Annotated in this window: 12 protein-coding genes; 3 read left to right on the forward strand and 9 right to left on the reverse strand. The window is 67.1% G+C overall.

What is annotated here, in order from left to right:
* Positions 1–57: 57 nt before the first annotated feature.
* The gene (locus ACM0PY_RS13000; RefSeq protein ID WP_005419347.1) at positions 58–795 is read left to right on the forward strand and encodes a pteridine reductase; all 738 of its coding nucleotides are present in this window, start codon (positions 58–60) and stop codon (positions 793–795) included.
* A 59-nt stretch (positions 796–854) separates the two neighbouring features.
* On the opposite strand, the gene folK is transcribed toward ACM0PY_RS13000, so the two are convergent.
* The gene (gene folK / locus ACM0PY_RS13005; protein ID WP_053498221.1) at positions 855–1,340 is read right to left on the reverse strand and encodes a 2-amino-4-hydroxy-6-hydroxymethyldihydropteridine diphosphokinase; all 486 of its coding nucleotides are present in this window, start codon (positions 1,338–1,340) and stop codon (positions 855–857) included.
* A gap of 89 nt (positions 1,341–1,429) precedes the next feature.
* On the opposite strand from folK, the gene ACM0PY_RS13010 reads away from it, so the two are divergent.
* On the forward strand, positions 1,430–2,170 hold the full coding sequence (locus ACM0PY_RS13010) for a proteasome-type protease (RefSeq protein WP_180885273.1): 741 nt from the start codon (positions 1,430–1,432) through the stop codon (positions 2,168–2,170).
* Between the two features lie 80 nt (positions 2,171–2,250).
* Here the strand turns inward: ACM0PY_RS13010 and ACM0PY_RS13015 are convergent, their stop codons facing one another.
* From ACM0PY_RS13015 to ACM0PY_RS13030, 4 genes are all read right to left on the reverse strand, one after another.
* Positions 2,251–3,762 carry an ATP-binding response regulator gene (locus ACM0PY_RS13015; protein ID WP_005419354.1) on the reverse strand — a complete coding sequence of 504 codons (1,512 nt, stop codon included), beginning with the start codon at positions 3,760–3,762 and terminating at the stop codon, positions 2,251–2,253.
* Between the two features lie 4 nt (positions 3,763–3,766).
* A complete protein-coding gene (locus tag ACM0PY_RS13020; RefSeq protein WP_005411057.1) occupies positions 3,767–4,207 on the reverse strand; it encodes a response regulator in 441 nt (146 codons plus the stop codon).
* The gene (locus tag ACM0PY_RS13025; RefSeq protein WP_111007681.1) at positions 4,204–6,021 is read right to left on the reverse strand and encodes a sensor histidine kinase; all 1,818 of its coding nucleotides are present in this window, start codon (positions 6,019–6,021) and stop codon (positions 4,204–4,206) included. Before ACM0PY_RS13025 ends, ACM0PY_RS13020 begins: the two co-directional genes overlap by 4 nt.
* Before the next feature lie 231 nt (positions 6,022–6,252).
* Entirely contained in the window at positions 6,253–6,639 is a 387-nt protein-coding gene (locus ACM0PY_RS13030) for a BON domain-containing protein (RefSeq protein ID WP_053498227.1), read from the reverse strand.
* A gap of 171 nt (positions 6,640–6,810) precedes the next feature.
* On the opposite strand from ACM0PY_RS13030, the gene ACM0PY_RS13035 reads away from it, so the two are divergent.
* The gene (locus ACM0PY_RS13035; protein ID WP_134971143.1) at positions 6,811–7,854 is read left to right on the forward strand and encodes an oxidoreductase; all 1,044 of its coding nucleotides are present in this window, start codon (positions 6,811–6,813) and stop codon (positions 7,852–7,854) included.
* Positions 7,855–8,038: 184 nt separating this feature from the next.
* Here the strand turns inward: ACM0PY_RS13035 and gnd are convergent, their stop codons facing one another.
* The 4 genes from gnd to ACM0PY_RS13055 form a co-directional block, all read right to left on the reverse strand.
* Positions 8,039–8,944 carry a phosphogluconate dehydrogenase (NAD(+)-dependent, decarboxylating) gene (gene gnd, locus ACM0PY_RS13040; protein ID WP_134971141.1) on the reverse strand — a complete coding sequence of 302 codons (906 nt, stop codon included), beginning with the start codon at positions 8,942–8,944 and terminating at the stop codon, positions 8,039–8,041.
* 10 nt (positions 8,945–8,954) lie between these two features.
* Positions 8,955–10,193 (reverse strand): hypothetical protein, encoded by a 1,239-nt coding sequence (locus ACM0PY_RS13045; RefSeq protein ID WP_111201876.1) that lies wholly within the window; start codon positions 10,191–10,193, stop codon positions 8,955–8,957.
* A gap of 17 nt (positions 10,194–10,210) precedes the next feature.
* Positions 10,211–10,801 (reverse strand): DUF2242 domain-containing protein, encoded by a 591-nt coding sequence (locus ACM0PY_RS13050; protein ID WP_111201874.1) that lies wholly within the window; start codon positions 10,799–10,801, stop codon positions 10,211–10,213.
* A gap of 235 nt (positions 10,802–11,036) precedes the next feature.
* Complete coding sequence (locus tag ACM0PY_RS13055; protein WP_005419368.1) at positions 11,037–13,214, reverse strand: carboxy terminal-processing peptidase; 2,178 nt, start codon at positions 13,212–13,214, stop codon at positions 11,037–11,039.
* Between the last annotated feature and the right edge of the window lie 200 nt (positions 13,215–13,414).

A 13,414-nucleotide genomic window follows, 5' to 3' on the forward strand; every position in this document is an offset into this window, starting at 1 on the left:
CGTCTTCGAATGCGGTGACAATGGTGCACAGGATAGCCGAGCCTTGGAGGACCCTCGATGAGCGATACCCACCCCGTGGTCCTGATCACCGGCAGCGCGCGCCGGATCGGTGCGGCCATCGCCCGCCAGTTCCACGCCTGTGGCTGGTCGGTGGTACTGCATGCCAACACCTCCAGCGCCGAACTGCAGCAGGCCGCGTTCGATTTCGACAACGTGCGGCCCGGAAGCGTGCTTGCGCTGCAGGCCGACCTGCGTGACGCCGACGCCCTGCCCGACCTGGTGGAACAGGCCGTTACCCACTTCGGCCGCCTGGACGCGCTGGTCAACAACGCCTCCAACTTCTATGCCACCCCGCTCGGCCAGGTCACCGCCGAGGCGATGGACGAGCTGTATGCGGTCAATGCGCGCGCGCCACTGCTGTTGTCACAGGCGGCCGCGCCGTACCTGCGCCGCCAGCAGGGCTGCATCGTCAACCTGACCGACCTGCACGGCACCGACCCGATGCGCGACCACATCGCCTACACCATGGCCAAGGCCGCGCTGGAGATGGCCACCCGTTCGCTGGCGCTGGAGCTGGCGCCCAAGGTGCGGGTCAATGCGGTGGCGCCCGGCGCGATCCTGTGGCCGGAACAGGGCAAGGACGATTTCGCCCGCGAGGCCCTGCTGGCGCGCACGCCTTTGGCGCGGATCGGTACGGTCGAGGAGATCGCCGAAGCGGTGTACTGGCTGGTGGCCGAAGCCAGCTTCGTCACCGGCCACACGCTGCGCGTGGATGGCGGGCGCACGGTCAGCTGAGAGGTTGCCGGCCAGCGGCCGGCGCTACCGGTCATGCCGGCCGCTGCCGGCAACCTCCATCAATCCAGGTCAACCACCTCGAACGCCTCGCCAAACTGCGCGTGCGCGCGCCACAGCGTGGCCAGGTCCAGCCCGCTGACCGGATCGATGAAGTCGGGCGCGATATCGGCCAGCGGCTTCAGCACGAAGGCATGCTTCAGTTCGGGACGGGGAATGCGCAGGTGGCCGGGACCTTCCACCACCAGGTCGCCGTAGAACACCACGTCGATATCCAGGGTCCGGTCGGAGAAGCGCGGCCCACTACGGTCGCGGCCGTGCGCATCCTCCAGCGCATGCAGCCAGTCGTCCAGTTCCTGCAGCGGCAAGTCCGTCTCGATCGCCACCGCGTTGTTGAGGAAGGCCGGGCCGTCGAAGCCGACCGCGGCGGTACGGTAGGCCGGCGAGACCTGCAGCGCGCCGAAGCGCTCGCGCAGGGCCGCCACCGCGGCGTGGAGGTAGCGGCGGGGCTGGACATTGCTGCCCAGGCTCAGGAGCACGGTCGTCATGCGGTTCAGGTGGCAGCGATGGGGGCGTGGACATGCCGTCGTCACGGCGGCCTGCCTACAATCCGGGACGCACATGATAGGGCACCGACATGACCTATTGCGTTGGAATCGAGGTGGACGAGGGCCTGGTCTTCGCTGCCGACACCCGGACCAATGCCTCGCTGGACGATGTACGCGTGCATCGCAAGCTGCACGTGTTCGAATATCCCGGCCAGGCAGCCTACGTGCTGATGGCGGCTGGCAACCTGGCCACCACCCAGCTGCTGGTGTCGCGCCTGGGCCGCGATGCCGACGAACGGCGCTCACCCAATCTGCACGACATGACCCACCTGTTCGAAGCTGCCGAGTACGTTGGCCAGTTGCTGGTGGACAGCCAGGTGCACAGCAGCCACAGTGAACATGGCCACGATGGGGTCAATACCCAGGCCACGCTGATCTTCGGCGGCCAGATTGCCGGTGAGCGGCCTGGGCTGTACATGATCTACCCGCTCGGCAACGCCATCGCCGCCTCGCCGGAGACGCCCTACCTGCAGATCGGTGAATCCAAGTACGGCAAGCCGATCCTCGACCGTATCCTCAGCCCCGCCACGCGCCTGGAGGATGCCGCCCGCACGGCGATCGTCTCGTTGGACTCCACCATCCGTTCCAACCTGTCGGTAGGCCTGCCGATCGACCTGGCGCTGCTGCGCGACGGTGAACTGCGCATCGGCCAGCAACTGCGGCTGGGCGCGGATTCCACGCTGTATGCCGACATCCACCAGAACTGGTCGCGGCGCCTGGAACAGGCGGTGGACGCGCTGCCGCGGTTCCCCTGGGAAACCGCCCTGTAGAGCCGAGCCCATGCTCGGCTGTCGAGGTCAATGCAAACACCAGCCGAGCATAGGCTCGGCTCTACTGAACCCCAGCGGCATCAGCCGAGCGCCTCGGCCACTGCCCGGAACACCTGCTGCATCTGCAGCGGCTTGCGCAGTACATGGACGTCCACGCCTGCCGGGAAGGCATCGGCAGGCACCGCCACCGCCGCGTCCTCCAGCACCAGCGCCGGGCCGCGATAGCCCAGCGCAGCCATCTCGCCCAGCAGCTGGCTGGCCGGCAGCAGCTTTGAGCCGGCGTCTGCAATCACCAGCGCCGGCATCGCCTCCTGCTGCATCCAGCGCAGCGCCGCCGGGCCATCGGAGGCCAGCTGCAGCTGATACCCCTGGCTGGACAGCGCGTTGCCGAGCAGCGACAGGCGCGTGGCTTCGCCGTCGACCACCAGGATCGACTGGCCGCTGCCCAGGGCCACCAGCTGCTCGATCGGCTCGCTGCCGTCGCTGGCTTCGTGCATCGGCAAGCGCAGCTCGAAGCAGGTGCCCTGCCCTGGTTGGCTGCTGACATGGATGCTGCCGCCGGCGCCTTCGACGATGCGCTTGCAGGAAATCAGGCCCAGGCCGGTGCCATCGGCCTTGGTGGTGAAGAACGGATTGAACAGGTGCGACAGCGTGTCCGCATCCATGCCGATGCCTTCGTCGGACACGCAGATCTGCATCCAGTCCACGCCATCGCGCTGGCCGGCATGGCTGGCGGTCAGGCTCAGGCGGCCACCGTTGGGCATCGCCTGGATCGCGTTGAGCGCCAGGTTCAGCATTACCTGCTGCAGTTCAGTGTAGTTGGCGTCGACTACCAGGCCTTCGTCCAGCACCTGCAGTTCCAGGCGCACGGCATCGGGCACGTTGCTGCGCAACAGCAGCGCCACCGCATCGAACAGGCCATCGATCTCGATGCGCTCGCTCGGCTTGCGCGAACCACGCACGAACGACAGCATCGACTCGGCCATCTCGTGGCCGCGGCGGCCACACTCGGCGATGACGTCGGCCAGATGGTGCAGCTGCGGATCCTCGGTGCGGGCCTTCAGCAGGTCCGGCATGATCAGCAACGGCTGCAGGATGTTGCGCAGGTCGTGGCTGAGCCCGGCGGCAAGCAGAGACAGGCTTTCCAGCCGCTGCGCACGCATCAGTTCGGTTTCCACGCGTGCGCGCTCGACCGCACTGCGTGCATCGCGGATCGCACGCGCGACCGCCGAAGGCAGGCGCGCAGGCTGGTGCTTGATGATGTAGTCGTTGGCGCCCTTCTGCAGCGCCGCCACCGCATTCTCCTCACCCATCGTGCCGGAGACGAAGATGAAGGGCACCTCCGGCGAGGTCTCGCGCACGATGCGCAGCGCGTCGTCACCGGAGAACCCCGGCATGCTCAGGTCGGACAGCACGATGTCCGGCTGGAAAACCGCCAGTGCCTGGCGCAGTTCCGCCTCGCTCTCGACACGCTCGAAGCGGGCCTCCAGGCCCGCGTCGAGCATCTGTTCGGACATCAGCTCGGCATCTTCCGGTGAGTCTTCCACCAGCAGGATGCGCAGCGCCCCCAGGGCGGGACCGGTCAGGGGCATGGGCTCACTCGAGTTCCGGTGCCTGGTTGATCAACGCCCAGAACTTGCCCAGGGTCTGCACCGCGCCGAAGAACTGGTCCACGTCCACCGGCTTGACCACGTAGGCGTTCACGCCCATGTCCCAGCTGCGGGCCAGGTCGCTTTCCTCGCGCGAGGACGACAGGATCACCACCGGCAGCCGCTTGAGTTCTTCGTGCTCGCGGATCTGCCGCAGCACTTCCAGGCCATCCATGCGCGGCATCTTGATGTCCAGCAGCAGCACCGCCGGCAAGCCTTCCTCGCGGTTGGCGAAGGCACCGCGGCGCAGCAGGTAGTCCATCACTTCCACGCCGTCCTCGACGTGCACGATGGGATTGGCCAGACGCGCTTCTTCCAGGGCGTCGATCGCCATTTCGGCATCCGCCGGGCTGTCTTCGGCGAGAAGAATGGTGCGCAGAGTCGTCATGCAGAAGGACCTTGTTTGTCCGCGTCGGTCGCGGGGGGCAGGTAGAAGTGGAAGGTGGCGCCGACGTCCGGTTCGGCCTCGGCCCAGATACGGCCACCATGGCGGGTCAGCACGCGGCGCACGCTGGCCAGGCCGATGCCGGTCCCCGGATAGTCACTGGCCTTGTGCAGGCGCTGGAACACACCGAACAGCTTGCCGGCGTAGGCCATGTCAAAGCCTGCACCATTGTCGCTGACCGTGAACTGATGGCCGCCGTCGGGCTGCTGCTGGTAGTCAACGCGGATCTTCGCCGGCTCGCGGTTGCCCGAGTACTTCACTGCGTTGCCGAGCAGGTTGAGCCAGACCTGGCGGATCATGTTCTCGTCGCCCACCACGATCGGCAGCGGCGCGATGTTCCACTCCACCTGGTGCACATGGCCGCTATTCTCGGCCTCGGCCTGCAGGTTGGAATCGAGCATGGCCCGGGTGTCGGCCACCAGCGACTGCATGTCCACCGCCTGCTGCCGCATCGCCGCGCGGCCAAGGCGCGAGTAGACCAGCAGGTCGTCGATCAACGCTGCCATGCGCCGGGCCGAACTGGAAATCACGTCCAGATAGTGGCGGCTCTTGTCATCGGCCTGATCGCCGAGGTGGCGCGACAGCTTGTCGGAGAATCCGGCCACGTGGCGCAGCGGTGCACGCAGGTCATGCGAGACCGAATAGCTGAAGGCCTCCAGCTCGCGGTTGACCTCGGATACCTGCGCAACCTTGCCTTCCAGCTGGCGGTTCAGCTCTTCCACGCGCAGCTGCACTGCGCGCTGCATGGTGACGTCGCTGATGGTCAGCAGCACCACCTCGTCATCGCTGTCGGGCAGCGGCATGCGCCGCGCGTTGAGCAGCATGTAGCGCACCACGCCGTCAGCGGTGCGCTGCTCGTGCTCGAAGTCCCACAGTTCGCGACCGCGCGACAGCACGTCGGCCAGGCGCTGCCGGACCACCGGGTCCTGCCAGGCGTTGTCGCCAACGTTTTCCAGCAGCAGGCCGTCGGCGCGCTCGTCCTGCAGGCCGTAAAGCTCAGCGAATGCTGGATTGTGCAGCTGCACGCGCAGGTCGCGGTCGAGCAGCACGATCGGTTCGCGCACGGTCTGCAGCACCGACGCCGCACGTGCAGCCGAGCGCAGCGATTGCCGCTCCGCATGCAGGCGACGGCCGATCTGCCGCTGCAGCAGCCACAGCACCAGGCCGAGCAGCGCCAGCTGGATCACCAGCGAACTCCACGACACCAGTTCGGTCTGCTTGCGCTGGCGCGCCGCCTGCTCGGCGCGCAGCGCCAGCAGCTTCTGCTCGCTGGCCTGCAGTTCTTCCACCAGCCCGCGGATGGGATAGCGCGTACTCAGGTCCTGCACCAGCTCGCGCTGGTCGCTGTTCGGCTCGGACCTGGCCAGCTCGCGGGCGAGTGTCATGCGGCCTTCCAGCATCGATTCGATCCGACCGATGCGGATCAGCTGGTCGGGATTGTCGCGGGTCATCCGGCCCAGTTCGGCCAGGCGCCCGGGAATTTCATCGGCCCGGGCCATGCGCTCGCGCAGGCCGGGGGCATCCACGCCCTTGGACAGGGTCAAAGCGGCCGATTCAACATCGCGCACATCGGCCTGCAGTTGCTGCAGTGCCACGCCCACGGCCTGGGTGTGGTTGACCCAGGCCATCGCTTGTTCGCTGTCCTGCTGCAGTTTACGCAGGGTCAACCACGGCACCACGATGATCGCGGCGGCGGCCAGCGCCAAGGCCGGCAACCGCCAGCGGTCCCAGATGTCGTCACTGAAAACCAGCGCCATAGTTCCTCGTCAGCTCTGCCGCGACGCGTTGGCCGGGTCGAGCCCGGTTGCGGCGGAACCGGCAATATAGCGCAGGCGGTCACAACTCTGGAATTTCCAGCGCGGTCGGCTGAACGGGTTGGCAATCAGACCTGTAGGGCCAAGCCCACGCTCGGCTGCCTTGGAGTTCCAGCCGAGCATGGCTCGGCTCTACAGGTCAGCGGGCGCCCCACGCGGGGGCGCCCAACCGGTTCAGCGCTTGGCGGCAGCGCTGACCTTCAATGCGGCGGCATCGACGCGGGTCACGCCCTTGATGCCCTTGGCGGTGGTGACCGCCTTGTCCTTCTCGGCCTGGGTGGCCACGGTGCCGCTCAGGCTGACCACGCCGTTCACCGTTTCCACCTTGATTTCGGTGCCCGGGACGTTGCTGCTGGTCAGCAGGTCCGCCTTCACCTTGGTGGTGATCCAGCTGTCGGTCACCGGTTCGTTGGAATCATGGCGATCCGCATGGGTAGCCGGATGTGCGCTGGTGGTCGGCGGGCTCTTCGCGGCCGGGTCCTTGGCGAAGGCGGCCGAGGAGGACAGTGCCAGGCCCAGCGTCAGGGCAGAAGCAATCAGCGTGCGAGTGGTATTGCTCATCGTGTCGTTCTCCTTCGGGATGTGCTGCCAGTCTGGACAAGCGCACGTAGAGCAGGCGTGGCGCCGCGGTCATGCCGCCGTGAATCGAAGCGTTTCCAATGGAAACGGTTCAGTTTTGGGCTGTCCGCATCTGTCGTTTACCCTGCCCTTCCCCCCTGCCGGAGCTCTGCCATGCGCCCCGACCTGCACCTGGCCCTGATCGGCTACGGCCTTGCCGGCCGCGTCTTCCATGCGCCGCTGATCCAGCACACGCCCGGCCTGGCCCTGCACAGCATCGTCAGCTCGCAGCGCGACACGTTGCTGCGCACGTTCAGCAACGTACACGTGCGTGCAACGCCACAGGACGTGTTCGACGATCCAGCGGTGGATGCGGTGGTGATCGCCACGCCGAACGAACAGCACGCGCCGCTGGCGATGGCCGCGCTGGCCGCCGGCAAGCACGTGCTGGTCGACAAACCCTTTGCGCTGGATGTGGCCGAAGCGGAAACGGTACTGGCCGCAGCACGCGACGCCGGCCGCATCGCCACCGTGTTCCAGAACCGGCGCTTCGATGCCGACTTCCTCACGCTGCAGGCGCTGCTGTACGAAGGCACACTGGGCGAGGTGGCCGAATGCCATGTGCATTTCGACCGCTACCGGCCGCAGGTGCGCGACCGCTGGCGCGAACAGGACGGGCCAGGCAGTGGCCTGTGGTACGACCTCGGCCCGCACCTGCTGGACCAGATGCTGGTGCTGTTCGGCTGGCCCGATGCCATTGATGCGGATCTGGCCGTGCAGCGCCAAGGTGGCGCCGGCATCGACTACTTCCACGCCGTACTGCACTACCCGCGGCATCGCGCCATCGTGCACGCCGGTTCGCTGGTGGCTGCCCCTGCCCCGCACTTCAGCGTGCATGGCAGCAAGGCCAGCTGGATCAAGTACGGCCTGGATGTGCAGGAGGCCCAGCTGCGCCGAGGCGTAGCGCCGGGTGCGCCCGGATGGGGCATCGATCCCCGGCATGGCGAACTGGTGCACTGTGATGCAGAAGACAATGTTCTGCGCAGCACCGTCGACAACCTGCCCGGCGACTATCGTCGGTTGTATGCGCAGTTCGCGGCGGCGATGCACGGCGACGGCGAAGCGACGGTCAGCCCGATGCAGGCATTGCAGTTGATGCGGCTGCTGCAGGCCGGCATGGACAGCGCGCGCGAAGGCCGGCGGATCGCGTTGCACTGACCAGTAGATCCACGCCACGCGTGGATGACGTGGCAACGATCGGAGAAGGCTTTTGTAGAGTCGAGCCATGCTCGACTGGCTGCATGGGGTCAGAACCCTTTCCTGCGGAAAGGGATCCGACCCTGATCTGCCCGGGGTCGGATCCCTTCGGCAACGCCGAAGGGCTCTGACCCCACCGCAGTGCTTACGACTTCTTGATGGCGTGGCCGCCGAATTCATTGCGCATCGCCGACAGCAGGCGGTCGGTGAACGAATTGGATTCGCGCGAACGCAGGCGTTCCAGCAGCGACAGCGTGATCACCGGTGCCGGCACGTCCAATGCGATGGCTTCGGCTACGGTCCAGCGGCCTTCGCCGGAATCCTCCACGTATGGCGCGATGCCATCCAGCGACGGATTGCGCTTGAGTGCTTCGGTACTCAGGTCCAGCAGCCACGAACGCACCACGCTGCCGTGGCGCCACACCTCGGCGACCTGGGCCAGGTCCAGTTCCATTTCCTGCTTGCGCTCCATCAGCGCGAAGCCTTCGGCATAGGCCTGCATCATCCCGTACTCGATGCCGTTGTGGACCATCTTGGTGAAATGGCCGGCGCCGGATGGACCAACACGCGCCCAGCCGCGATCCTCCGCCGGAGCCAGCGTGCGCAGCAGCGGTGCGATCTGCTCCACCACCGACGCTTCGCCACCGACCATCAGGCTGTAGCCTTCCTGCAGGCCCCACACGCCGCCGCTGGTGCCGCAGTCGACGTAGCCCAGATCATCCTCCGCCAGCGCCCTGGCGCGACGGATCGAGTCCTGGTAGTTGGAGTTGCCGCCGTCGATGACGATGTCACCCTCGGCCAGGTGCGGGGTCAGCTGTCCCAGCGTCTGGTCGACGGTTTCACCCGCCGGCACCATCAGCCACACCACGCGCGGCACCGGCAGCGCGGCCACGGCGGCGGCCAGCGAATCAACCACCTCCAGGCCGGCCTCTGCAGCGCGCTGGCGCGCACTTTCGCCCGGGTCGTAGCCGACCACGCGGTGGCCGCCGCGATGCAGGCGCTGGGCCATGTTGGCGCCCATGCGGCCGAGGCCGATCATTGCAATATCCATTGTTTCACCTTCAGTTGGGGTCTAGGGTCAGGCTGCCTGGCCTGCCGGTAGCCGCGCAGTGGCGCAGCTGCGCCTCGCGCCAACGCCGGTAGAGCGTGGTATGCAGATTGTGCACCGCCAGGTCGATCGAAAACGGCGTTCTCGGGTTGCGATCGAGCAGGCGGACGATGTGGTAGCCGATAGGACGTATACCGCGCGGATGCACGTAGATCACGAACTGCTGGTAGAACGGATCGTCCAGCAGCTGATCCATGCGCACCAGAGCCGCGTGGTAGCGCGGCGCCAGGTGTGCGCGCAGCTGTGGATCGCGCTCGAACAGCAGGCGCTCGAAATAGCGCTGGCCGATGCGCGGGATGTCCTGCGCCAGTTTCCAGAGCTCGGCATTGCGCTGGTCGTACCAGGCCAGGCCGGCGTGCAGCGCCAGCGCCTGCGCAGCGCCCTCGCCCACCTCGACCACCACGAAGTTCTCGGCCTGGTTGCTCAGGTCGTCCAGCGTGCCTTTGTCGTACACATGTTCGATGAAACCGGGCACGCCCACGAACGCCTGCCGCCCCATCGCCGAGGTGCGCACCGCCTTGCCATCGGCGAAGAGGTCGCCCGCATGCGCGCCGAGCAGGATGCTGTCGGTGTCGTGCAGCGCGAGGAAGGTGCCGATCGACAGTTCCTCCGCTGCGAACCCGGTGTCGAACGCAGCATCGCCATACAGCTCGCGCTGGGTGGCCAGCTGTGCGACCTGGCGGCCGACACCGCATTCGGCACGCACGGCACCGCTGTAGAACGCCTGCAACGCATGGCTGTTGCCCGCGCGGGGCACGAAGCCACGACCGAAACTGCGCGTACGCTGCCAACCCTGTGCCGGTGCGCCCTGCAATCCGAAGCCGATCCATCCCAGCTGCGGGCCGGAGAAGCGGAACGTGGGATTGCCCTGCAATGCCGAAGTCGCGCGCCGCGTGGCCGCCCCCAGCTCGAAGGCATAGGCGCAGACGGTGGCGGGGTCATCCAGCAGCTGCTGCAGCAGTGCCTGCCGAGCGGCAGCGGGCAGCGCCGCCGGCCACCGCACCTGCAGGTCGCCGGCCGCCTGTGAATCAGCCAGCGAGGCACGCGTACATACCGGACCACCGCGCACCTGCGGCGCGGTGAGGGACGCTTCTTCGAAGCGCCACCCCAACCGCTGCAGCAGGCCCTGCGTACAGTCCGGGGATGGCGCTGCCACGACCCACGCGGGCGCCAGCAGCAGGGCTGCAATCAGCCACCTGCCGCGCACACTCAGCCCTGATCCGTGACCGCCGGTGCGGGTTCCGGCGCCGCTGCCGGCGATGGCGATGGCATGCCCGCCGCGGCCGGCAGATACTGCTGCAGGCGCTGGAAGAAGCGACGATAGAACTCGGCATCCGTGACCGTGCTGCTGGCCACCTTCACCAGCGAGTCGTCGTTGCTGCCGAACGGCAGCGACACCGAGCCCAGCGCACCCACACCGACACTGGCCGAGGTCGGGCTCTTCTTCAGCGCGTAGCGGTCCTGCACTGCACTGACGAATACCAGCGTCTGGCTGCCGCGCGGGGCGCAGGAGATGCGCAGCACCAGCTGCTCATGGTCATCCTCGCGCGGCTGGAAGTTCTTGTTGCCCTCCACCTGCGCATCATCTGAACGGGCGATGGCATAGCCCTGGCTGAGCAGCGTGCGGCGCGCGGCCTCGCAGGCTTCGCCGGGGCGTCCCTCAACGGTGCGCGAGAAGGTATCGCCGGAATCGAAAGACTCGCGCAGCACGGTGCTGTCGGCGGCGCGGCCACCACAGGCCGAAAGGATCAAGGCGCTGGCGCAGGCCACGGCAGCGCTGGAAAGACGGGAGGCCCGCATGGGTACTCCTGCGAGAACGGAAGCACCAAGGGTAGTCCCGCCCCCGTGTGCGGCAGGTCGATATGGCCCCCCACGTTGCTCCCGGTTCATGCACGCAAAAAGGGGACGGAGGGGATCAAGTCGTTTGCGGCACTTCACTGGCCCGGGCATGGCCCGGCGCGACCGGGAATGGGCTTCCCAAACAGAAAGGGGCCGGCAATGCCGGCCCCTGCGGATGTCGCGCGCCGTCTCCGGCTCAGTCCGCCCAGCGCCCCGCGCCGGTGGACTGCGGCAGCACCTGGGCCGACAGCGGACGGTCATTGGCCAGCAGGTTCACCGCGTCGGCCAGGATCGAGGCCGACTCGCGCAGCAGCGGGTCCGGACGCTTTTCGGCGGCCTTCTCGCGGGCGGCATCCTTCACAATGTCGCGCTCGTTGCCGGTCAGGCCATCATCACTGCTGTCATCGGCCAGCGGGTCCAGGGCCAGGCCCAGCTCCTTGCGCTGCAGCTGGCGTTCCTTGCGCTGGGCGTCCTGGCGCTCGCGTTCGGCGCGACGGGTGGCCTCGTTGAGCGAGATGTACTTCTTCGCCGCCTCGGTCCGGAACTGCTGCACGTCCTCGTTCCACCACTGGAATTCCTTGTCGGTGGCGATTCGCGCGTCGTGGCGGGCCTCCAGCTTCGGCAGCAGCGGCGCGAAGTTGCCGTACTGGGTGTGCGGCACGGCGGCGATACGGGTCCACGGCAGGGCGTTATCGTAGGTGCTCTCGCCGAACTCGGTGGCATCGACGCTGGCCGGGAAGGCCAGGTCCGGCACCACGCCCTTGTGCTGGGTGCTGCTGCCGCTGATGCGGAAGAACTGGGCGATGGTCAGCTTGACCTGGCCGAAGCGCTGGGTCTCGCCACTCGGCCAACGGTCGAGGTCGACGATGTTCTGCACAGTGCCCTTGCCGAAGCTTGTTTCACCGATCACCAGGCCACGACCATAATCCTGGATCGCACCGGCGAAGATCTCCGAGGCCGAAGCCGAACCGCGGTTGATCAGCACCGCCAGCGGGCCATCCCACGCCACGCCCTGGTTGCGGTCGCTGTTGACGGTGACGCGGCCACCGGACTCGCGCACCTGCACCACCGGGCCCTGCTCGATGAACAGGCCGGTCAGCTCGATGGCTTCATCCAGCGAACCGCCGCCGTTGTTGCGCAGGTCCAGCACCACGCCGTCCAGCTTGTCGTTCTTGAAACCAGCCAGCAGCTTGGCCACGTCGCGGGTGGCCGAGGCATAGTCGGCGGCGTTGCGGCGGCGGCCTTCGAAATCCTGGTAGAAGGTCGGCAGCTTGATCACGCCGATCTTCCGTGCCGGCTCGCCGTTGGCGGCCGGAATGGTCATGGTCTCGCCCTTGGCGGCCTGTTCGGCCAGGCGCACCTTCTGCCGGGTCAGTACCAGGGTGTGGTGCTTGCCGTCGGCACCTTCGGCAGCCGGAATGAACTCCAGCTTGACCTGGGTGTCCTTGGCGCCGCGGATCTTGGCCACCACATCGTCGATGCGCCAGCCGATCACGTCCTCGACCTGGCCGGACTTGCCCTGGCCAACGCCGACGATGCGGTCACCCGGCTTCAGCGTGCCGTCCACCGCAGCCGGGCCGCCGGCGATGATCTCGCGGATCACCACCACGTCGTCCTGGCGCTGCAGCTGCGCACCGATGCCTTCCAGCGACAGCGACATCGCCTGGTTGAAGTTCTCGGCCGTGCGCGGGGTGAAGTAATCGGTGTGCGGATCAACCGCGCTGGTGTACGAATTCATGAAGAACTGGAAGACGTCTTCGCCCTTCAGCTCGTTGACCGACTTCTCCAGCGTCGCGTAGCGCTTGTCCAGCGTCTTGCGGATATCGTCCGGCTTCTTGCCGGCCAGCTTCAGGCGCAGCCAGTCGTTCTTCACCGACTTGCGCCACAGCTCATCCAGCTCGGCGCTGCTGGCCGCCCACGGCACCTTCTTGCGGTCGTACTCGAAGCGCTCGTCGGTGGTGAAGTCCGGCTCCTGCTTGAGCAGCTTGCGCGCAAAGGCCACACGTTCGCCGACACGCTGCTTGTAGACCGCGAACACCTGGAACGCCGGTTCCAGTTCGCCGCCACGGATGGCCGAGGAGATGTTGGCTTCGAAGGGCGCGAAGCGCGCCACGTCGGCCTGGGTGAAATACTGTTTGGCGCCGTCCAGCGTCTCCAGATAGCGCTTGAACACGTCCTTGGAGGTGGCCTCGTCCAGCGCACGCGGGCGGTAGGCGTAACGACTGTCGGACAACAGGCCATACACCAGCTTGGAGGTGGTCACCTGATCGGCAGTTGCCGCAGCGGGCAATGCAGGCGAGTCGGCCTTGGCCGCCAGCGCCAGCGGCGCGACCAGCGCCAGGGCCATCAGGAATGCGGGGGCTTTGAATTTCATTGACGTGCTCGAAGGCGCCTTGCCAAGGGAGAGACTGCAGAGTGTTCAGACACCCCGACAGTGCCGAAAGTTGCCGGGTTTGTCACCCGGCCGCGCTCGGTGGAAAACCAGCCTAGCCGGGCCGGTGTAGCAAATTGTGAATGCATGTAGAGCCGAGCCCATGCTCGGCTGCTTGCTGCCGGCCAGCCGAGCATGGGCTC

The sequence above is a fragment of the Stenotrophomonas sp. BR163 genome (assembly GCF_047520985.2).
Taxonomy (GTDB): Bacteria; Pseudomonadota; Gammaproteobacteria; order Xanthomonadales; family Xanthomonadaceae; genus Stenotrophomonas; species Stenotrophomonas sepilia.